The sequence below is a fragment of the Paenibacillus sp. URB8-2 genome, assembly GCF_013393385.1.
In the GTDB taxonomy this organism is placed as follows: domain Bacteria; phylum Bacillota; class Bacilli; order Paenibacillales; family Paenibacillaceae; genus Paenibacillus_AQ.
Map to the genome: position 1 here is coordinate 1,913,896 of NZ_AP023239.1, position 22,587 is coordinate 1,936,482.

Sequence of the window (22,587 nt, forward strand, 5' to 3'; positions counted from 1 at the left end):
GAATATTGATACCTAAACCAAAGATTTGATACCCGGGGCTAAAAAGGGCGAGGCTAATGATACTTAAAGCGAAGATCAGCGTCCTTACCAAGCTAAGTAAACTGCCGTATAATTTTCCCTGTAAAAGCGCTTTCAATAAAAGATGAGGAGCGGTCAACGATGAAAAAAACAAAAGTCCTGAAATGCCTGCTTATCGCCTTATTTGTTCTACCCGCGCTAATTAGCGGATGCGCCTCCGGCAATGATTCGGGCAGCGCCGGCGCTGATGACGGAAAGAATGTAACCCTGCGCTTCAGCTGGTGGGGTGGAGAGGATCGCCACAAGGCTACACTGGCAGCCATCGAAGCTTATAAAAAGATAGCGCCAAACGTGACCATCGAGGCCGAATATCAGGGCTTTGACGGCTATCAGCAGAAGATTAAGACGCAGCTTGCCAGCAACACAGCGGCTGATATTATCCAGCTTGATCTGCCGTGGATGCGTGAGCTGACAAGCAAAAGCGACCTTTTTCTGGATTTAGGCAGTCAGCCCGGCCTTTCCCTGGACGGCTTCGAGAAGACACTGCTCGAGAACTTCGGCACCTATAACGGTAAAGTTCAGGCATTGCCCACCGGCGTTAACGCCTACTGTCTGATTATCAACAAGAGCCTTATGGATAAGCTTGGCATCCCGAGCGATATCAAGTGGGATTGGGACACGATCTATGAAGAAGGCAAGAAGCTGCATGAGAAGGACAGCTCCAAATATTTATTGCTTGCGGACCATGGCATTCTGGCCATAGATTTCACGAACATGTTAAAGCAGCGTACGGGAAAAGAATGGATCGATGATCATTACACATTGGGCTTTACGCAGGAAGAGGCGGCGGAAGCGCTGGCCTGGATTGATAAAGCGTTGAAAGCCGGCGTGTACCAGCCGCTCGGAGAGAGCGACCTGTTCTTCGGAAAGGGAGAGCAGAATCCCAAATGGATTAATCAGGAGATCCCGATGACTTTTGCCATGAGCAGCCTCTACATTACCCAAACGTCGGTGCTACCGCAGGGAACCGAGACGATAACGGCGCTTCCGGTCATTGCTAAAGACGCCAAGGATACGTCCGTGCTTGTGCGCCCGTCGCAGCTTCTTGCCATAAGCAAGTCAACGAAGCATCCCGAGGAAGCCGCCAAGTTTATGAACTGGTTTCTGAACGATCCCGAAGCGGCGCTCATTCTGGGCGATGTCCGCTCCATTCCGGCATCCAAGCCGTCCCAGGAAGCTGCTGTTAAGGCCGGGAAGATCAATGCCGAAATATCGAATGCGGTTGAACTGGGCCTGGCGAACGCCGGAATTGTGGACAATGAAATTGCTACGAACTCGGAGATTGACGCTATCCTGCAAGAGATTATTGAGAAGGTCAGCTATGGCAAGGCAAGCCCCGAGGACGCTTCGAAAGAACTGATCGAGAAGCTGAACGCCAAGCTTAAGGAGCTGCAAGGAAGAAATTAGGATTGGAGCAGGTAACCATGAATAAATTGAGAAGCAACCATAAGTATATCGGATTGCTCTATATTTCTCCCTGGATCTTGGGGCTGCTTATTTTTCAAGTATATCCCTTTATCGCCTCATTCTATTATTCATTCACCGATTACAATATGATGAGCAAGCCGCACTTCGTTGGATTAAGCAATTATATCCAGATCTTCACTCAGGATGACGGGTTTACGAAGTCCTTAAAAGTAACGCTGCTGTACGTTATACTCGCTGTTCCGGTAAAGCTGGCCTTTGCCTTGTTCGTAGCGGTGATTCTCAGTTCGAAATTGCGCAGCATCAACCTCTTTCGGACGGTCTATTATTTGCCGTCGATCTTGGGCGGCAGCGTCGCCATCTCCGTCCTGTGGCGCTTTCTGTTTATGAAAGAAGGCGTCGTCAACAGCATGTTGGGCTATTTTCACCTCCCGCCTGTAGATTGGCTCGGCAGCCCGAATATCGCCATTTACACACTTGGGCTATTGTCCGTATGGCAATTCGGTTCCTCCATGGTACTCTTTCTGGCCGGCATTCAGCAGATTCCAAATGATCTTTATGAAGCCGGCTCCATTGACGGAGCCTCCAGATGGCGCATGTTCTACAGAATAACCGTACCCTTGTTGACGCCAATCGTACTGTTCAATCTGGTCATGCAGATGGTTAACGCCTTTCAGGAGTTCACGGGGGCATTCGTGATTACGAATGGGGGGCCAATGAAATCGACGTACTTGTATGCCCTGAAGCTGTATGAAGAAGCCTTTACCTACTTCAGAATGGGCTACGCCTCCGCCTTATCGTGGATTCTATTCGTTATCATTATGGTTGTAACCGCTATTATTTTTAAAACGTCAACTAAATGGGTTTATTATGAGGATGGAGGGAGATCGAAGTGACACGTAGTACCAACTCTATCTTGAGATACCTGCTGCTGATCGCCCTTGGCCTGGTGATGATGTACCCCTTGCTCTGGCTGTTCGCCTCATCCTTCAAAACGAATGCCGCCATCTTCGGCTCCAGCCGATTGCTGCCGGACACCTTCGTGTGGAATGCTTACACTGAAGGGTGGAAAGGAACCGGGCAGTATGGATTTCAGGATTTCTTCATCAATACGCTATTCCTGGTCATTCCCACCGTCGTGCTGACGATTCTTTCAAGCGTTATTGTCGCCTACGGGTTTGCAAGATTCTCGTTCCCGCTCAAGACATTTCTCTTCTCTGTTATGATCGCTACCTTGATGCTGCCCCACGCCTCGATCATGATTCCGCGGTATATCCTGTTCCGGAAGCTGGGCTGGCTGGATACGTATTGGCCGTTTATCATACCTTCCGCCTTTGCCACATCGGCATTTTTCGTCTACCTGATGATTCAGTTCCTGAGGGGACTGCCGCGCGATCTGGACGAATCGGCTATTATCGACGGCTGCAATTCCTTTACCGTACTGACCCGGGTTCTCCTGCCCTTGTGCAAGCCGGCTATTTTCTCCGTGGGCATTTTCCAATTCATCTGGACCTGGAACGACTTCTTCAACTCGATCATCTACATCAGCAGTGTCAAAAAATTCACCGTTTCCCTGGGGCTTCGCCTGTCGCTCGACGCTTCCTCGGCCGTCTCCTGGAACCAGGTTCTGGCTATGTCGGTGGTCAGCATTGTGCCTTGTGTCCTGATCTTCTTCTTCGCCCAAAAATATTTTGTGGAGGGCATATCGACTACGGGCATTAAAGGGTGACGGGGCGCTGGTTGGAGGTTCACTATTGATATGTATGTCGAGACGGAAAGGGTTTGAACCCGCGACCTCCTGCCCCGAAGTATGGGGCGGGGGTCTTTGCTGTTAGTGGATAGCGGAATCCAAGAAGGACGGCAACAGACTTCCCTGGCAGCAGGCGCCCGGCGTGTAGCCGGGAAATGCCTGTTGGGCGCTGAGGTATTTCCTGCTGACTCAGCCTATGCGGCTTACCTGAACTCCTGCGGATGCCGGTTGCGCAGCTCCGCAACGGCGTGTCCCCGTCCGGTTTGCACCAGCCGCTCGGCATAGCTCTTCAGATGTCCTTTTGCATGATACGGGCCGCCTTCTTTCATCACCGTCCAGAGGGGATCGGTGTCGAACGGCATGGACCGCATCATGTTCTCGTGCCAATCATGCAATAGATATGTTCCCTCCCGGCAGAGGTCGGGACGGGCCCCGGCCAGATTGCGGAGCTCGTGCGGATCTTGATTGAGATCGAACAACATTTCACGGTCGAACAAATGATAGCCGTCATGATAAGTGCGGATATACAGCCAGTCGCCGAACCGGACACTCCGCTGGCAGACATGGGCGCACTGGGAGACGACGAGGTAGTCGCGGCCGCTCTCTTCTCCGGCCAGAAGCGCGGGCGCGTAGCTCTGCCCGTCCCAGCTCGGAGCGGGCTTTAGGCCAAGCAGATCTGCGATCGTGGGCGGAAGATCCAGATGGTAATGCAGCCCTCTATTCACATGGCCTTTAAGGGCGCCGGGCCACCGGACGATCATCGGGATGCGGCAGGTGCCTTGATCGGCTGTGCCGTGTTCGCCGTATATGCCGAGTTCTCCCATATTCTCACCGTGGTCGGCTGTAATAATGATCGCCACTTCATCCATAATTCCCTGCTGCTCCAGATTCCGGAAAATGGCTCCGATATGTCCGTCCATATAGCGGATTCCGCAGTCGTACCCGTCGATCATCCGCCGTAATCCGGCGTAGTCGGCAATTTCGCCCGGATATCGCGGATACTTATCCAAGGTGCGGTTGTCATACATATTAATCTCGCTCGCACTGTGCGGGCCCACTTTGTTCCGGTGCTCCTCAAGTACATCATCCGTCAGCCAGGCCGGAAGCGGTTCTTCGGCGAACGGATTGCCGAAGCTGGCGGGTGCGCGGTATGGCGTATGCGGGTCCCAGTAGTTCACATACAGCATCCAGTCGTCCTGTCCGGCGTTGCGGTCCAGCCAGTCAAGAACGGCCGGAGTTACCTCCTCGGCCGATTCCATCCCGCAGCGGCCCGTATTATAAATTTCATTAAATCCGGCGTAGAACGGCCAGGCCGTATGCCTTTCCCCAAATGGACTGATTAGCGCCGTTCTCAGCCCCGCCTCCCGGAAAATCGAGGGGAAACTCTCGGAACCGAGCCGGCTGCGAAACTCCCGATCCACTCCTTCATGACGCAAATCGGCCGCCGTGCCGCCGTGGCCGACAACGCCGTTATGTATTCCGAACGTACCGGTCATGAGCGCGGTCCGCGAGGGAAGACACGGTGCGTCAGTAGTATAATAATTAGTGAAAATTACGCCTTCAGCCGCAATGCTATCGATATTGGGAGAGGTATTGCGATGATAGCCGTAGCAACCCAGATGGCTGGGCGTTGTCGAATCAAGATCAAGCAGCAGTACTTTCAATCCGTCCATCTCCTTATGATATAAATTTTGCTTGTGCGCGGTCAGCCTTTGATCGAACCGGCCATCCCGTCGACGAAATAACGCTGCAGAAACAGGAACAATAGAATGATCGGAGCAAGCGCAATCGTGCCTCCGGCAGCGAGGCCGGTCCAATCGACGATGTTCTCCCCGCGCAGCGCGTACATGCCTACGGCAAGCGTACGCAGTGCGGGATTGCTCAGCGTAAGCACCAGCGGGAGCAGAAATGAGTTCCATGTCCAGATAAACTGCATGATGGTTACACTCCCCATAATCGGCTTTGAAAGCGGGAGGATTACTCGGATAAATGTGCGGAAAAAGCCGCAGCCGTCAATGATCGAAGCCTCCTCCAGCTCTTTGGGCACCTGCCGGAAAAAGCTGGCAAACAACAGCACGAACAGCACATGCCCGCCGCCTGCTTCGGCTAATATGATTCCGAGCCGTGAGTCAAGCAGACCGAGGCTTTTGATCAACTGAAAAATCGGAATGATCGAAAACTCCAGCGGCACGAATATACTTAATCCGAATATCAGCAATAACCAGCGCCTGCCGGGAAACGCATACCTGCCGAGTGCATAACCGCAGGTCGCCGTAATCGCAAGCACAATGACGATCACCACAGCCGTGACGATGAATGTATTTAGAAAATACTGATTGAAGTTTCCGGCATTCCAGGCCCGGGTGAAATTGGAAAGGTTGAAATGTGCCGGAATAAGCGAGAGACTATCGGCGAAAAATTCTTCCGTATCTTTGAACGAAGCCGAAAGCATGCAAAGAAACGGATATATCCAGACGAACCCAATGAGAATCAATATAATATGCACGGATATGGCGCCTATTCTGCTCATTACGAGTTATCTCCTCCCCATGTCCGCAGCATCGCCTTGCGTATCAAGCCCTGTAACACGGCAAGAATTACAATCGTAAAGGCGAAGAATATTCCTGCGGCGGACGCATAACCCATACTGGGGACTCCCATTTCACTTGAAAACGCATAGCGGTAAATATAGGTTGACACGACATCGGTCGCGAAAAAGGGTCCGCCGTCCGTCATCGTTTTAATGAGGTCGAATACCTTAAGCGCCCCGGCCGTGTTAAGGAGCAGAATAACCAGGGCAATCGGCATAATCAGCGGCAGTGTAATATGATAGAAAGTACGGAAGTGTCCGGCCCCGTCACTCCGGGCAGCTTCATACAGCTCCCGGGGGATGCTCTGAAGACCGGCCAGCCAGTAAATCATGTTCATCCCTAAATTCTTCCAGATATAAGTGACAATGACCGCATACATCGCAGTGCGTCCATCGCTTAACCAATTCACTCCGCTTCCAGGCAGGTTCAGCTTCGCCAACGCATAATTCAGCGGGCCGTCCGCTCCCCAGATAAATATCATGATCATGCCGACTATCGACGTTGTGGCGATAACCGGAATGAAGAACAACGTTCTGTACAGTTTGGCGAAACGCAGCAGCGGATTGTTCAGCATAACTGCGAGGACAAGCGACAAGACGAGCAGCGGAGGAACAGCCTGAAGCATAAACATAAAGCTGTTCCTGTACGCTTTCCAAAAATATGGGTCCGCAATCAGCCGCGTATAATTATCCAGCTTGACAAATGTTGCGTTCGAGCTGATACCCGACCAGTCCAGCATGGAATAGTACCAGTTAATAACGATCGGCCAGCCTTGAAACAGCAGATAAAATATCAGGTTCGGTGCGACGAACAGCCAGCACCATAAGGCTGTGCGGTTTCTCTTGGCCTTTGTTCCGCTCACGGCGCGTTGATTGATGGCGCCAGCCATTGCCTTTTCCATCTATTCCCTCCTAAACAAAGATTGCCCGGCCTTAGTTGCTTATTTCAGCGCCGCGTAGTCTTCGGGCAAATAATCCGCCATCGGCTTCCAATTCGGAAACACGAAGTCGTCTTCGTCTAACTGAACACCCGCCTTCTTGGCATTGTCTATCGCGGTTGTCCAGGCCTTGCCGACCTGTTCTGAGTATTGTCCAAGCTGTCCGGTGTAATCCGTTACCGCGCCGGCTACCGTACCGGCCAGGAGTTCCCCAAGATCAGGGTGAACATCCTTATAATATTCAAATACTCCGGGCGATTTCGGATTGCGTATGGCCGGGTTGGGAACGGTGCGGCCATATTCATGAGCCAGTTCGTAATAGGCCTTTAGCTGCGGAACCGTGGCGTATTGCTCGTTAATGCCTTTAATCAGCGAGAAGGCATCGCCCGAAGACACGCGGGCTTTCTGGAAATAATCTCCCGTGTACAGCTCCTTAAGATACAGCGCTGCGGCCTCGGGATTCTTGGAATCCGCGGATATTCCCATCCAGGGCAGGCTGCCTGCCAGCTCAATCGATCCCTTGCGCCCGGTATCGGGAACGGGAGGCGCCATTACGCCATAATCGAGATTCGGATTATCCTTGTTCCATACTCCGATGCTCCAGGCACCCTGCACGATAAATCCTGCTTGTCCTTGGCCAAACAAAGCCCTTGCTTCCGGAGCCGAAATGCTCATAGTCTGAGGATGAAAGCTTTTGTCGTCCGCGAGCCCTTTAAAGAGAGAGTAAACCCCGGTTACGGGTTCGGAATTATATGTTGTCAGGCCATCCGCCAGATTGATGGGGGAGGTTGAATTCAGACCGGCGCCAGCCAGAGAGGACCAGTCGCGCACAATCATCAACCAGCGGCCCGTCTGCTTGCCGCCCTCAACTATGCCGTAATACTTGCCCTGGCCGTTCTCCGTGATCTTCTTGGCGGCTGCCCGAAACTCCGTGTAGGTCCGGGGCAGATTCGTCTCATCGTAGCCCGCTTCCTTCAGCAGCGTTTTGTTGTAGAATACAAGACTGGAGGGGAGAGACGCTGTTTCGGGAATTGCGTACAGCTGTCCGTCAAATGAAGTGATGCCATTTTGAAACGTACCGTCAGCGAATTGGTTCAGGAAGTCTTCGCCGAGATACGGATTCAGCGGCTGAAACCAGCCTTCGGCCACCGCCGTCGCCAGTTTGACGTTTGACGGAATCGGGAACAGGTCCGGCGCTCTGCCCGATTGGATTGCCGTCAGAATCGTATTTTTGAACTGGTCCACTGTCAATTGGGTATACTCAATTTTGATATTCGGATATTTCGCCATAAACTGCTTGTGAAACTCCTCGCGGATCGTCTTCACACTGTCGCTCCAGTCCATAACTCTCAGCGTAATAGGTGAGTCAGCAGTACTGCCCGAATTATTTTTTGCTATGTTGGCTTCCCCGGCTTTAGCCTCTTTGCCCGCACCGTTGCTGCCGTTTGTTGATGTGCAAGCCGACAGCGGCAGCACAAACAGTACAACAAGCAATAAGACGAGCAAACGCATAAACACTTTCAAAGTAAATCCCCCTTTTACTATCGGATAATAAGTATTACCTGATCCATTATAGGAGGAGTTATGAAAAAGAGTCCACGTACGTTGTTACAGACATTTGTACGATTCTATTATCTTTTTCTCTATTGTGACAGGAATCCCTTATAATAAAAGGCAATATTGTTCTCTGAATGTGTATGTTATTACAGTAATGTTTGAGTATTAATTGTGGGGGGATAACCTATGCTGGTGCTGCATTCCGTACATTTTGATAAAGAGATTCCCCATTGGCGTACACTTATGGAAGAAATCCGGATAAACGTGCTTGTCCTTGTAACCCTGGGAAAGGTGAAATATACCGTGAATGGTCAGCCTATTATTGCGGAACGCGGGGATTTGCTCGTATTGCCCAAAGGCGTCCGTCGTGCGGGGGAAAATGACGAAAGCGGCCTGCATCAAAAATATACGATTCTATTTCATTGCGGCGCCGATGTCGCCGAAGCTATTCCTTTTCTTTCCCTGAACAGTCCCACGCTCTTCAAACCGCGCAATTTTGAAACCGTCAGAAGGAAGTTCGAGCAGCTATTTCTGGAAAGCCGCGAAGCAAAAAGCTACAGTTCATTTATCTCTCTCGGTGTGCTTCAAGAGGTGCTCGGTATGCTGGCCCGTGAATTTGAGCAGCCGGAGGTTTCACCCATGAAGCTGAAATACGCCCAGAAAATCCAGCAGTACTTGCTGGAACACTACCGGGAGCAGGTACAGATTCATGAACTAGCAAGTCTAATCCGGCGTTCACCGAATTATACGATTTCCATCTACCGCGAGGTGACGGGACAATCTCCCATCCGATACTTACACCAGCTTCGGATCATCGAAGCCTGCAATCTGCTGTTGAACTCTGATATGAGTATATCCAGCATTTCCAGTTATCTAGGTTATTACGATACCTCCTATTTTTTTCGTATATTCAAGAAACAGACTTCATATTCTCCTTCCGAGTTCGCCGTGAACGGCCGTTTGATGGAGCAATCGGGAGGGTTTGTGTAGAGTGGGGCCATAGGCATCCTGGGCAGCGTGCCGACCGGCGTATAGCCGGCAATGCCTGTTGGGGCGTGCCGACTCTAGCCAAATCCATTAGGCCGCCGAGCGAACGCATTAAATTCATTTAGGCGGGGAGAAGCGATCACCAGAAATCAGCGGATTCTGGAGAAAGAGATCCAGCTCAGCAGATTGACCCGTGACTTTTTACCTTTGTCCTTAACCATACCGTAAAACTGTCCTAGAAATTGCTCCCACTTGCCGCCGATCTCCTTGCTGGAAGCTTCATTTTGCGTCACGGTATGTATGCTTTGATTGATGGCTTCCTCCAAATGCGTCAGCGCTTCCCGAAGATGATGATCAATCGTTTGATTTTGCATGTAGTGTGTCTCCAGTCTCTTCGGATGAAGGTGATTCGGTGGAGATTTCCTTATCGAGCTGTTTTCTCATTCGTTCGAATTGGGCTTCGGCGACAATGTCTTCGATTTCATCGCGAGCGATCTGCAGGGCGTATTGGATACGGCCTGTCAAACCTGTTGCACCTTGAGTCCCGGTTTCTGCCAGCGGCTTCAAGGTGTTTTTCACAATCGGCCAAAGCGTTGAGGCGGCAAAAGCGAGCGCAGTGCCCACGATAAGTTTGTCTGGATTTCTTTCCAGCATGTTCGGTAACCTCCTTAAGTTCATATGAAAAGCCTATCCCGCAGCTAAGCCGCGGAATAGGAGAGGGCTGCCGTGCCCGTTGTCTCGTCCTTCCTTTCGAGTAAGGACAGAATCGGCTTGGAGAGCCAAGAAATCGAGCCGGCGACGAGCAGGATTGGTCCCCAGAGATGCAGAGGGATTGGCGCAGTATGGAAAAACTGGTTGAGCGGAGGCACATACAGCGCGCCCAGCAGGGCGAGCCAGGAGATGCTCAATGCGCCGACCAGGAAGCGGTCCTTGCTCCAATCTCCCACCGTCTGCTCGGAGCCTTCCTGGCGCCAGGAGAACGTTTGGATCAGCTGGCCTGCCACCAGCGTCGCGAAAGCGACGCTTTGCGCCACAGCCACGGGTTGCCCGGAGGCCAGCGCCAGACTAAACAGGCCAAGCGATCCGGCGCCAAGCAGGGCTCCGCGGGTGATTACCTTGCGATACAGCGGCTTGTCCACAATCGCCGTCCGTTTCGTCTGCTTGGCTTTATTGCCTGGGTTGACGGCCAGAATCATGGCCGGCAGCGCATCCGTCAGCATATTCATGAGCAAAATTTGTATGGGCACGAGCGGAATCGGCATGCCGGCGACAACCGCAACGCTCGTGACGAGAATTTCCGCAAGATTGCCGGTGAGCAGACAGCCCAGCGCCTTGCGAATATTGCCGATAATTGTTCGGCCCTCCTTGACCCCATCTACGATGGAGCCGAAGTGGTCTTCTTTCAGCACGATATCGGCGGTCGCTTTGCTGACCTCCGTTCCTGCTCGCCCCATCGCGATCCCGACGTCAGCCCGCTTGATCGCGGGACTGTCATTCACTCCATCCCCAATCATGGCGACGATATGCCCTTTTTTCCGCAGCATGCCAACGATGCGCAGCTTATGCTCCGGCGTCATTCGGGCAAAGATGGACACCTGGTCGACAGACTGCTCGAGTTCTTCGTCGCTCATCCGGTCAAGTTCATGGCCTGTCAGTACTTGACCTGGCCGGTTGCTGTCAGTAATTCCGATTTGCCCGGCGATGGTAATCGCCGTGATCGGATGATCCCCGGTAATCATCACTGGCTTCACGCCGAGGGAAATCGCCTCTTCGATGCTATTCCGTACATCGGCCTTCGGCGGGTCGATCATGCCGGCCATGCCGACGTAGATCATATCCCGCTCGTCGAGGTCGGCCTGCTGCTCATGCTCATCCGCTTGCAGCGGGCGGTACGCAAAGCCGAGCACACGCAGAGCGCCGGAAGCGAGCCGTTCGCTTTGCTTCAGAATGTCCGCTTGCAGCTGCACGGTGAAAGGGTGCACTTCACCGTTCTGCTGGTACTTGCCGCAGCGGCGGAGAATCGATTCTACAGAGCCCTTGGAAAAAATATAACAAGCATGCCCGGACGAAGTGTCCTTGCACACCACGCTCATTTTTCCCGTGCCGGAGTCAAAAGGCACCTCTACGCCGCGATGCCAATGGGCCAACTCCTCCGGATTGAACCCGCCTTTATAGGCCATCGTCAGCAGCGCTCCCTCGGTCGGATCGCCCTGCATCGACCATTGGTCCCCTTGCTTCAACAATTTGCTGTTATTGCACAAGCAGGCAATCTGCAGGATTCGCCGCAGCTCCGGCTGGGTGACGGAACTTTCATACGCCGTGAAATCCTGCAAGCCGGAGCCGTTGTCTGCCCGGCGCTTCTCCCGGAAACCGCCCTCCGGAGCGTATCCGTTGCCGGATACCTCCCAGTCGCGGCCGACGGCGGTGATTTGCTTGACCGTCATTTCATTTTTCGTGAGCGTGCCGGTTTTGTCCGTACAGATGATGGTCGCATGGCCCAGTGTTTCCAAAGCCGACAGCTTGCGTACGAGCGCATTTTTCTTGGACATGCGGTAAATGCCCGCACTCAGCGCGATCGTAATGGTAACCGGAAGCCCCTCGGGAATCGCCGAGGCAATCAACGTGATTGAGGTGCTCACCAACTGAGTAAACGGAACGCCCCGGAGAAGCCCGGAAGCAAATACGATACTTCCGGCGATAAATGCCCATTTGATAAACTTTTTACTGATGGATGTAACCTTTTCCTGGAGCGGCGTAGTCGTCTTCTCATTCGTTTTGAGCAGTGACATCAGGTGGCCGAATTCCGTATTCATGCCGGTTTGGACGACAACACCCAAGGCTTTCCCCCGGGAAATATCGGTGCCCATATACAGCATGCAGCTTCGCTCCGGCAGCGGGCAATCGCCTTCAGCCTCGGTCTCCTTCTTTGCGACGGGGACTGACTCGCCGGTTAACGCCGATTCGTTGACCTCCAGATTCCATGCGCGAATCAGACGAATATCGGCAGGCACCCGGTCGCCCGGTTCGAGGCATACGATGTCGCCCGGCACAAGGTCGGCGGCGCTTATGTTCTGTTCCGCACCGTCACGGATAACCTTGCTGGCCGGGGGCTGGAACTGATTCAGGCTTTCAACAATCCGCTCGGCTTTTCGCTCCTGAAACGTGCCGATTGCCGCGTTCGCGAGCAGTACGGCGCCCATGGCGAGACCGTCGAACAGTCCGCCCGTGAACAGGGCGAGCGCCGAGGTGCCCAGTAAGATCAGCGTCGTAAATTCTTTAAACTGGCCAGCATAGGAGACGATCCAGGGGGTGTGCTCCTTTTCGGCCAGCCGATTCATTCCGTGCCGGCCTCGCGACTCGCTCACTTGAGCCGCCGTCAAGCCGTGCTGGACGTTAACCTGAAGCTGCTGCGTGACAGATTCCCAGGGCAAACCGTGCCAAATGGCAGCTTCTGAAGTCGCGGCAACCTCGTTTCGGGCCCGGTCGTCACAGGCTGGGTCAGCGGGAAATAGCTGCTGAGCCAGCTTTTGAGAGCGGGAAAGAAAGATCAGCGAGAGGGCGTCGCTGGCCAAATTGGCAATCGGAGCGCTAAGCACGCCAAAGGCGGCAAGAAGCGATCCGAATACATTCCATTTCTTCGTAAATTGGAGGTGCTCATTTATTGTACTCTCTATCTTTTGAGCGGATTGTTTGGTGTCCAGTACCTGTTCCAACTGATCGAACGTGACTCCGGGGACGCCGGCTTCCATTAAATAGCGGCCATACTCACCGGGAGCCTCGCTTATGAGGAGTACGCGGTTTCCCCGTTCATACAGCCTGGCGAGGCGCTCGGCCGCTTCGCTGACAGGAGTGTCCAGCCAATCCGTCTGCAGTCCGAGCCGGGCCAAAGCATCCCGGCCCATACCGGAGCTATCCTCCAGTACGGCAACCTGAATGCCCTGCTGTCCCGCTCGCGAGAGCAGTTCCCTCCGCCCGGTATCGAGCTGCTGTCCCCGATAGACCAGCCCTTGGCTAATCCAATTCCCGCCGATTTGCTTCGCCAGGTACAGCACCTCGCAGCTTTTGCTTTCAATCCGTTTCGCTTCAAGGTAATACCGCTCGAAAGATACCCCGTGCCGTTTGCAGTAAGCGAGATTGCCGATGCAATAAGCCGTATTGCTGATGAGGCCGCGAATTCCGTCCTCCTCTTCAGCGACGCGGAAGGCTGAGCGTAACGTCCGGCAGGATAGTTTTGCCTTTCGCTGAACTTCTTCTTTCCACGGATGGTCGGTTTTTTTCATCAAACCTGCGGCTAGACAAATGAGCTTGTCCGTATCTTCCTCATGTGATATACATTCCGTCTCCTGAATATTCGTCTGCATAAGCTGGGAGGTGCTTTCAAGAAGCAGCGTGCCGGTTTGGGTTAAATGGGCAAACGACGCTCCTTGAGGAAGACTTTGCTGCGTTTCCTTTGAGTATAGCTCCGCCTGCTGCCACGCCGTCTTCACCGGAACCGTCGCCGGCCGCGGATTGGCGGCAAGCAAGACCGCAATGGCCCGCAGAGGGCTGCGGGTGAACAGCCAGGTGGCAGCCGCGGCAGCCGTACCTAAGCGGCCGGCACGCTCGCTGTAGGTTTGAATTTCGGGAGACAGCGGCTGGGCATCCGCATCGGCCACACCAATACGGCTCCTTTTCCAATTCACATACTGAAGTATGCTTAAAGCGCCCAATACGACGAGATTTTCCCGGACCAGCGCAAGTCCCAGCGCAGCGGTGCCAAGAATCAAATCGGGATTTAGCTTGCCCTGCTCGGACAGACGAGCGAAGCCCCTGCGCAGGAAAGGGTATCCGGTGACGGCTGCGACCAGTCCGGACATGTAGAAGGGAACCGGGCTCGCCGCCAATGCCGACTTGCCGAATATCAATTGCTTCGTTCCAAGCACTAGCAATCCGCCCACTGCAATCGCAAGCGGAAGGGGGACGCCCGGCGGCGAAGCGGAACGCGGATCTACCGGGGCCGATATTTTCCTCGGCGTTTCAGGTACAGTCCTCACATCCTGTAAGGAATTCGCCTGTTCTGAAGGTTGCAGGGCAAGGTCTGGCGTTTCCAAAGAGACGGCCGCTTCGGCGCGCGCCTCCAGTTCGGAGGCTTCTTGTACAGGCGTATCCTGGCTTGCTTGGGCTCTTGTTTCTTCCTGCACAAGACCGGTGTATTTGTTCTCCAGGAGTTCCAATTGATGCAGCAGCCGATGCTTGGAAGTTTGCTGTTCGTCATATACAACGAGAATTCGGCCGGTGATCGCGGATGCTTCGGCTCTAGTGACACCTGCCAGGAGCGCCAGTTCTTGACGCAGAGACAGTTCTGTTTGCTTGCTGTGCAGCAGACTCGCAAATTCCAGGCGAATACGCCCCGGCAAAAAGCGGATAAACCGGCAGTGATGAGCGGTAGTCGACATGAAATTGCTCCTTTTAAAGGGAAATACTCCAGTTTATTTAAGCACGAAGTAGTATTCGCAAATTGAACAAGGTTATACACCGGAATTATTGGACGGGATGCATAAAACTCTGGGCATTAAGGGATAATCTAATCAGCTTAAACCAATCCATTTATTGGAGGACTCTCATGATCAAATCACGTATGGGATTAATATTGGGCGCGGCGGCTTTATTGTTGGCATTGTCGCCGGAGGCTAGAACAACCGTAAGAAGATGGGCCGTCAGAGGAACGGAAACTGTGCTCGATTTAACCGAAATGGCGAAGGATGCTGGGGCCGTGGCACAGAGCAAACTGCAGTCTTTAACCGCCCGTGACGGAGAAAAAAATTAACAGACGCCGGACTGATAACTGAACCGCAAATAGGGCACAATCTCATAAGGCCGCAAGATGCGGTTATATAGAAGAATGGAGGGCTTTCCTATGTTCCAAGGCGGATCACTTTGGGCAGGCCTTCTTGCCGGAGGCATGTCGCAGGTTCAGGACACCAAGAGCTTGCAGCAAGGGCAACTGGGCAAGAAGGAGTATACGGCGCACACGGTGGAGAATGTAACCGGAGCGGTCGGCGTAATGGCCGGAGTGGAGTACGGAGCGGTGCTCGGCAGTACGGTGTTGCCCGGTGTAGGTACCGTCGTTGGGGCGGTGCTTGGCGGCGTACTGGGTGACCGGGTCGGCCGGGTTGTAGGCAATCAGGCAGGCAATATGATCAGCCGGAACCCGCTGGTTCAGAAGGTGGCAGATCCGGTTGAAGAGGCGATTAAGTGACAAGAAAGGCGGGGTGTGACCCCGCCTTTCTTTTTTGTTATACCGTTTGAAGGTAGGAGACGTTGTCAAGACTGGTTAGCACTGAAGCAGAGAAGAGGTGCCTGCATGTCCGAGCAAATTAAACAATTACTTGAAACCGCATTGCATAATCTGAAAGGCATCAACGACGCAGAGTCCGTCATCGGAAAACCGATCCAGACGCCGGATGGCACCGTCGTAATCCCCATTTGCCGAGCAAGCCTTGGGTTTGTGACCGGGGGTACGGAATTTTCAAGCTCGGTCTCTTCGGTGCTGCCGTTTGGCGGAGGGATAGGCGGAGGCATGTCCTTGACTCCCGTCGCGTTTCTCATTATCGGCCCTTCCGGAGTCCAGACGGTATCGCTTGAATCCCCGAAAGATATATACAGCCGCATTATTGATCTGAGTCCGCAGCTGCTTGAAAAGTTGAAAGATTTGTTAGACCGGTAACCGGCCAGCGGCTGCCTTACAGTAATCCGGATAACAGATATGTTGTATCGCTAATTGGGGCATCATACATAATCACGCTGGGTGTGTTCTCCTTGGGATCATGAACCAAAAGCGCAGAAGCTCGATTAAGCTTCTGCGTTTTTTCTTTTACTGAGGATGGTGACTTCAGCAGCGCCGACAATCCCATTTTTGGCATTGTAACCCACATCTTATTATGGATTTATTGCATAACTATGTTAATTGGACATTAAATTTTATATAAATTGAAATATAAGGTAAATTATCATTGACAAGAAATCCCAACCCAAGGTACATACATATATAAGATCAATAATACCAAGATTATCTTTCTCTTTAGCCTGATCTTTCATGAATGAATTGCTGAGGGTGCACCTGGTGTTGACTTAAGCGAGTCTAACTATTTAAGGGGGGATAGCTTAATGAGCAAAATGTATGTTGATTCATCAAAGGAAAGCGGAATAACCAAGCAAAGGATTTTTCATACGGTTTCCAGTGTAACGGGCCACAGGGTTGAAGATATCGAAGCGGAAATGTTTCTGGAAGACGATCTGGGACTGGATTCCATTAAGATGATTTCACTGATGAATGAAATGATTAAGCTGATCCCGGAGGACCAACTGGATGATTTTCATACCGCCTATCCGGTGGGTTCATTGCTGGCAATATCCACTGTCCGCGAATTGTTAGGAATTTTTGAGGAGTGGGAAGCCACCCAAAGAAATGCTTTGGAATCTCCTGAAATTGCGGTTACTGCCGATGCATCTGCCACAGCCGGAGAAGTTGACGAACAGTTGAAAGTGGATGTCTGCCAATTGATATCCGAAATCACCGGCCATAACCCCCGGGATTTGTATGTGGACATGGATCTGGAAAGTGATTTGGGTCTGGATTCCATCAAAATGATTTCGCTCATGAACAGTTTGCTCAAACTCATTCCTGCGGACCAGGCAGACGACTTTACCTGCAAATATTCCTTTGCTTCACTGCTCACCTTGCAGACGATAGGGGATATTGTAGAGTTGTTTGCCGATTGGCGGATGAGTGTTGGCACTGCCCCCCAACCGCTCATAAACACAGATACTCCTGTTTTGACGCAAATTTCTGAAAATCACCCCGAATTTCTTGAAATCTTACATACCCAGTATTTATTTTTGGTCACGTATTTGTCCGTAGCCAACCTCTCGATCAGTACGGGAGTGAAGGTCAGGGGCGAACTGAACTTGGAAAGTCTGAGGGAGTCCTGGAGAGAGCTTATTTACCGCCATCCCATCCTCCGCAGCGTGTTTACCATTGATCAGGGAACAAGCAGTCTGAAGGGTTACCGCCTGAAACTGCTCAAGGATATCACCCCGCCGGAAATTTCCGTTGAGGATATCCGGCATCTGGACCAAAAGGCTCAGCAGCAAGCCATCTCCCGGAAATTTGAAGACTCGCTGAATCGTAAATTTAATATTACACAGTGGCCGCTGCACTCCTTCTCCGTAATACGTACCGCCGCTGATGAGTACGAGCTTATACTGGACATCAATCATCTCATTTCGGACGGTCTGGGCAACCAGCAGATCGTGAAGGAATTGCTGGAGATTTATGGCGCGAGATCACAAAAGAGAACTGCCCGGTTAGGACCTGCCCTGCTTGCCAAAGAGTATAACGATATCGTGATAAAGCTTAATCAGTGGGAAGCACCGGAGGAAGTTCAAGCCCTGGACGATTATGTACGGCAGCAGGGCAGGGGAACCTATTTTTTCAACCCCTATAAATCCGCCGGCAAACTTACACCTGAACGTACTAAAGAGGCCGTAATCCATACCCGGAAATATTGGATCGATGAGCAGACAACGTCTCTCCTGATCAAGCGCACCAAAGCATGGCGCACCTCCTTGTTCGTTCTTCTGGTCAGTGCGTATTTAAAGACGATCAAGCAGCAGGGGGAAGAGCAGAACCGAATCATACTCAATCTGCCGACAAGCGGAAAGCTGTACCCCAATCAAGATGCAACGGACGTACTCGGAGCGTTTGCGCAGAATCTGGCCCTCACCTTTGCTTGCGAGGATGCAGACGAAGGTTGGGGATCGCTGATCGGCAGAACGAAAGAAGTCATCAACAGTAAGTTATCCTCAGGAATGGACCGGGCGCAGACCTCCAGAGCCGCACACTACGCCAAAGACTCGATCCGCCTGCAAAATGGCAGCATGCCCGATGCGGCAGCTTCCATGATCCGCTCAACTTTGAAATCTAACCTTTACCTCTCCTTCGTAGGAAATACATCCATTGATAAGAAATACGGGCATTATGAAGTTCATGATTATGAAGCTTATACGGGAACCAATCCCGGAACGATTGACAATCTGGTTGAAATCTTCCAAGGCAGACTCATGATTACATCGAACTATGACAGCACCTTTTTTGACGACGGGTACATCGACAAGCATATGAGCAGATTTATCGAAAATATTAACCGGCTCGCTGCTTTTGAAGTGAAGACCGCCGAACCTCTCTCCGTGGCGCAGGAAGCGAACGCTGCCCGGGAAGCTGGAGAAACGGAAGAGAAATTGCGGGCAATCGTTGAAGAAATCAGCACAAGGAAACTTGGGGCCGAGGATATGTCCCGGGATTTGGAAGCCGAACTGGGTCTGGATTCCCTGCAGCGTATCCGGCTTATCGCGAGGCTGGGCGGCGCATTTAGGAATATCGATAAGGCGGCTTTGTTCGAATGCAGGACGCTGAATGAGATGATTTCCAAAATAACAGGCAGAGGCACTCGGCCGTCTGCGGACGGCAAAACGGCGGAAACGGGCATTCCTTATAAGAAAATCTCCGAACAATGCAAACTCACGCCGGATGCCGTCGCTGTCCTGGACGGAGCAAGAAGCGTCACTTATCGTGAGCTGGATGAATTATCCAACCGATTGGCGCACTATCTTCGCTCACAGGGGGTGAAATCCCAGACGCTGGTCGGGATCATGACGCTTCCCGGTCATCTTATGCTGATCGGAATTTTAGGAATCCTCAAGGCGGGGGCCGCCTATATTCCTCTTGATCCGGTGTATCCGCCTGAACGGATTAAGTATATTACCCGGCATGCTCAGCTTCAATTCCTGTTGACGGAACAGCTGCTGAAAGAGCAGGCGAACCTCATCGTTCAGGAGAGCCCGTCTATCAAGACATTAATTGTTCTGGATGAAGATGTTGAAAAGAACAAACCGCAAGTCCATCTAGATTCGGCGCAATGGCGGAATTACTCCGATCGCGATCTTGAAGTCGACAGTTCGCCCCATGATGTTATGGTGGTTCTATATACGTCGGGATCAACCGGAAATCCGAAAGGAGTCATACTCAATCACCGAGGCTATATGAACCGGCTGGAATGGCATCAAGAGACTTTCCTGCTGCAGCCCGGTGAACGGGTGGCGCAAAAGACTTCCTGCTGCTTCGATATCTCGGTTTGGGAGCTGCTGTGGCCGTTGATGTATGGAGGGACCGTATGCCCGGCCAAGCAGGAGGTAGTCAAGAATCCATGGAGCCTGGCCCGGTGGATGGTCGACACCCGCATCAATGTCATGCACTTTGTACCTTCATTGTTCGGTGAATTTGTAAATTCGCTTGAGGACGAGGGATATGCGTTTCCTGAGCTGCGCTGGCTCATTTTCAGCGGAGAAGGTCTTCCGCTCTCTCCTGTTCAAAAGTGGATGGACCGGTACGGGAAGTCGACCGGGATCGCCAATCTCTATGGCCCCACCGAGGCTTCCATCGATGTCACTTGCCACATCGTTTCGGACAGACCGGGGGCGAACGGTGAGTTTAGCATTCCTATTGGAAAGCCTATCAACGGCGTGTTTATTAAAAATCTGGATGAGCAAATGCGTGAAGTGCCCGAGGGTGAGATTGGCGAGCTATGGATTGGCGGCATCCAACTGGCGAAAGGTTATTTGCATGATCCGGAGAAGACCCGTGCAGCTTTCCATCCTAATCCGTTCCCGGAAATTCCGGGGAAATTCATTTACCGTACAGGGGATTTAACAGTGAAACGGGCGGACGGCAGCTACGAATATCATGGGCGCATCGATAATCAGGTGAAGCTTCGCGGCTTCCGGGTAGAATTGGGTGAGATTGAGGCGGTCTTGGATGCCCATGGCAATATCGACGAGGCAGCCGTCATTGTAATCGAACCCGCTCCCGGACAGCAAACGCTGCTGGCCTGCCTATCCGGCCGGATGACCGATGAAAAAGAAATCAAGGATTTCATTGGCCGGAAGCTTCCCTACTACATGATTCCACATCGTTTGGAGTGGCTGCCGCGGCTGCCGAAGAATCCGAACGGCAAGCTGGACCGTAAAGCGCTGCGAGACCGGTTCGGCGGATCAGGATATCCGGCAGAATCATTGGAGCAACCGCATATCACAGAGGTCAAAGAGGTCAAAGTGGAGGACACACTTCCACTCGCGCCGGCTCAAAGCTGGCTGATGAATTATTTTGAATCCCCGTATTGCTGGGCGGGCTATACCCGATTTGTATACAATCAGCCGCTGGATTTGCAGCGGTTCAAGAAAGCCGCCGCTTTATTGAACGGGCGTCATGATGTGCTGAGAAGCGTCTTGGTGCAGAAAGACTCCGGATGGGAGCAGCGTTTCCTTTCTGAAGAAATGGACAGCAATGTGGATTTCTACGACGGAACCCATCTGGAGGAAGCTCAAAGAAACGAAGCGATTCAAGCAACCCTGACAGAAGCGATAAAGGGATTACAGGTTGATCAGTGGCCTTTATGGAGAATTGTCGTGGTTCAGATTTCGGAGTCGTCGTACGATATTGCGGCGGTTGGCCATCATTTGATTTCGGATGTGATTACCAATCAGCTGTTGGTCCGGGAAATTTGGCAGATTTATACCGGGCTCGGGTCGGAAGAGCAAAAAGTACAGCTTTCGAAGCCCAAATTGTATGCCGATTTCATACGGGCTGTGCAGGAAGAAAGAAGAATCCATGCCAAAACCTATGTGGATTACTGGTCTTCACAGTTTCCGCCGGAGTCCGTATGCAAGCTTCCCACCGATTTTATCAAAGGGCCAAACGATGAGCAGTCCGCAAGGATCATACGCTTTGAATTTGACAAAGAAAACACTTCATCGATATTAGGTAAGGCCAAAAAGCACTTTGGCAGCAATGTATATCCGATTTTGCTGGCTCCACTTTACCGGATGATGAGCAACCTCTTTCAGCGCTCCAAAATCATTGTCAGTCACCGGGTGCATGGGAGAGAGCTGGGCGGCGAGCAGAGCTTTATGCAGACGCCGGGCAATTTTGCCGTCAATTTTCCAATGGGCATTCTTGTGGAGGAGAACAGCGGTTGGCAGGATCTTGTCCGCAGCATTCGTCAGAGTTTAGAGGATGTTCCACTTGGCGGGGTGAGCTATGATCTCGTCTCCGAGAATTTGCCGATCTACATGTACCCGGATGTCAAATTGACTCCGATCAGGGCCAATTATCTAGGGAACCGGGATATGCCGAAGCTGCCGGGCTTTGAATTCTCGAAGGAAGGGCTGGATCGCAGGTTTGCGCTGCCGCTGCAAAAAAGAATATCGGTCATTGAATTCTTTTTCTCCATCGAGGAGGGCAAGCTGGTGGTCGAGATCGAGTATTCGTCCAATCTTCATGCTGCCGAAACGATCAATCGTCTGGCGGAGCATTACACCGAAAATATGCAAAAGCTGCTCTCGTCGATTGAATTGCCGGCACCGCATTTTAGCCTGAGAGAAGGACAGCTTTCCAATAAAGTGGCTATTGTTACCGGCGGCAGTAAAGGAATCGGACGGAGCATCGCTGAGTCGTTGGCCCGGGAGGGAGCCGATATTGTTCTAATATCCAGATCGGCCCGGCAGCTTCAAGAGACGGCCGAAGAGATACGCAAATTAGGCGCGGAGGTCCTGGCGATATCGGCGGATGTCAGTGATGTTTCAAGTGTTTATAAGGCCGTAGATCAAACAATGGAACGCTTCGGACATATTGATATTCTTGTCAACAGCGCAGGAATCACAGGAATGGCCGCGACGGCGGATATGAGCCCCGAGGTGTGGAACACGATTATTCAAGTGAATTTGTTGGGGACGTATCACTTTTGCTATGCGGTAATACCGCATCTGATGAAACAGAAGCAAGGCAAGATCATCAATATCGGCTCCGACTCCTCCTTTATCGGCTACCCGATGATGAGCGCCTATGCGGCATCCAAGCATGGAGTTCTGGGACTGACCCGGTCTTTGTCAGAAGAACTGAAAAATAGCAATATTCAGGTAAACGCACTATGCCCGGCGCTCGTGGATACCGATATGGCGCCCGCAGCGTTTAGGGGAAGAGCCATCCCTCCATCGGGAGTTGCGGAATCGGCGGTATTCCTGGCTTCGTCCCGTTCGGATTATATTACCGGCGAAGCTCTGCAAATCTATGGCAAGCAGGATATGAACTGGTTCGGAGCACAGCAGATGCAAATGCTGCAGGCTGTCATGCGCAAGCGACCATAATCGTAAAAGGGGCCTAAGCGAAA

At 52.2% G+C, this 22,587-nt stretch carries 15 protein-coding genes; 8 read left to right on the forward strand and 7 right to left on the reverse strand.

Annotated elements, in window-relative coordinates; translation table 11 throughout:
* Positions 1–159: 159 nt before the first annotated feature.
* The 3 genes from PUR_RS08765 to PUR_RS08775 are packed head-to-tail and all read left to right on the forward strand — an operon-like array spanning position 160 to position 3,232.
* On the forward strand, positions 160–1,485 hold the full coding sequence (locus PUR_RS08765) for an ABC transporter substrate-binding protein (protein WP_179034915.1): 1,326 nt from the start codon (positions 160–162) through the stop codon (positions 1,483–1,485).
* 17 nt (positions 1,486–1,502) lie between these two features.
* Positions 1,503–2,399, forward strand: coding sequence for a carbohydrate ABC transporter permease (locus PUR_RS08770; protein ID WP_179034916.1), 897 nt, complete (start codon positions 1,503–1,505; stop codon positions 2,397–2,399).
* Positions 2,396–3,232 (forward strand): carbohydrate ABC transporter permease, encoded by an 837-nt coding sequence (locus PUR_RS08775; RefSeq protein ID WP_332107939.1) that lies wholly within the window; start codon positions 2,396–2,398, stop codon positions 3,230–3,232. The genes PUR_RS08770 and PUR_RS08775 overlap by 4 nt, the downstream gene beginning before the upstream one ends.
* A gap of 224 nt (positions 3,233–3,456) precedes the next feature.
* On the opposite strand, the gene PUR_RS08780 is transcribed toward PUR_RS08775, so the two are convergent.
* Genes PUR_RS08780 through PUR_RS08795 form a run of 4 tightly spaced genes read right to left on the reverse strand, consistent with a single transcriptional unit; the run spans position 3,457 to position 8,299 of the window.
* Positions 3,457–4,917 (reverse strand): sulfatase family protein, encoded by a 1,461-nt coding sequence (locus PUR_RS08780; RefSeq protein ID WP_179037820.1) that lies wholly within the window; start codon positions 4,915–4,917, stop codon positions 3,457–3,459.
* Between the two features lie 41 nt (positions 4,918–4,958).
* Positions 4,959–5,783, reverse strand: coding sequence for a carbohydrate ABC transporter permease (locus PUR_RS08785; protein WP_179034917.1), 825 nt, complete (start codon positions 5,781–5,783; stop codon positions 4,959–4,961).
* Positions 5,783–6,745, reverse strand: a complete 963-nt coding sequence (locus PUR_RS08790) for a carbohydrate ABC transporter permease (RefSeq protein ID WP_197970133.1) — start codon at positions 6,743–6,745, stop codon at positions 5,783–5,785. Before PUR_RS08790 ends, PUR_RS08785 begins: the two co-directional genes overlap by 1 nt.
* Positions 6,746–6,784: 39 nt before the next feature.
* Positions 6,785–8,299: an ABC transporter substrate-binding protein gene (locus PUR_RS08795; RefSeq protein WP_232101861.1), complete on the reverse strand. Its 1,515-nt coding sequence runs from the start codon at positions 8,297–8,299 to the stop codon at positions 6,785–6,787.
* Positions 8,300–8,524: 225 nt separating this feature from the next.
* Between PUR_RS08795 and PUR_RS08800 the strand changes: the two genes are divergently transcribed.
* Complete coding sequence (locus tag PUR_RS08800; RefSeq protein ID WP_179034919.1) at positions 8,525–9,328, forward strand: AraC family transcriptional regulator; 804 nt, start codon at positions 8,525–8,527, stop codon at positions 9,326–9,328.
* Positions 9,329–9,474: 146 nt separating this feature from the next.
* Here PUR_RS08800 and PUR_RS08805 read toward each other — a convergent pair whose 3' ends face one another.
* From PUR_RS08805 to PUR_RS08815, 3 genes are read right to left on the reverse strand one after another with little or no spacing between them, the layout of a single operon-like run.
* The gene (locus PUR_RS08805; protein ID WP_179034920.1) at positions 9,475–9,699 is read right to left on the reverse strand and encodes a hypothetical protein; all 225 of its coding nucleotides are present in this window, start codon (positions 9,697–9,699) and stop codon (positions 9,475–9,477) included.
* Positions 9,680–9,979 carry a DUF5132 domain-containing protein gene (locus PUR_RS08810; RefSeq protein WP_179034921.1) on the reverse strand — a complete coding sequence of 100 codons (300 nt, stop codon included), beginning with the start codon at positions 9,977–9,979 and terminating at the stop codon, positions 9,680–9,682. Before PUR_RS08810 ends, PUR_RS08805 begins: the two co-directional genes overlap by 20 nt.
* Before the next feature lie 44 nt (positions 9,980–10,023).
* Positions 10,024–14,760 (reverse strand): cation-translocating P-type ATPase, encoded by a 4,737-nt coding sequence (locus tag PUR_RS08815; RefSeq protein ID WP_179034922.1) that lies wholly within the window; start codon positions 14,758–14,760, stop codon positions 10,024–10,026.
* Between the two features lie 167 nt (positions 14,761–14,927).
* On the opposite strand from PUR_RS08815, the gene PUR_RS08820 reads away from it, so the two are divergent.
* From PUR_RS08820 to PUR_RS08835, 4 genes are all read left to right on the forward strand, one after another.
* The gene (locus PUR_RS08820) at positions 14,928–15,131 is read left to right on the forward strand and encodes a hypothetical protein (protein WP_179034923.1); all 204 of its coding nucleotides are present in this window, start codon (positions 14,928–14,930) and stop codon (positions 15,129–15,131) included.
* A gap of 90 nt (positions 15,132–15,221) precedes the next feature.
* Entirely contained in the window at positions 15,222–15,563 is a 342-nt protein-coding gene (locus PUR_RS08825; protein ID WP_179034924.1) for a glycine zipper domain-containing protein, read from the forward strand.
* A 105-nt stretch (positions 15,564–15,668) separates the two neighbouring features.
* A complete protein-coding gene (locus PUR_RS08830) occupies positions 15,669–16,031 on the forward strand; it encodes a spore germination protein GerW family protein (RefSeq protein ID WP_179034925.1) in 363 nt (120 codons plus the stop codon).
* Between the two features lie 440 nt (positions 16,032–16,471).
* Positions 16,472–22,564 (forward strand): non-ribosomal peptide synthetase, encoded by a 6,093-nt coding sequence (locus PUR_RS08835; protein ID WP_232101779.1) that lies wholly within the window; start codon positions 16,472–16,474, stop codon positions 22,562–22,564.
* Positions 22,565–22,587 lie beyond the last annotated feature (23 nt).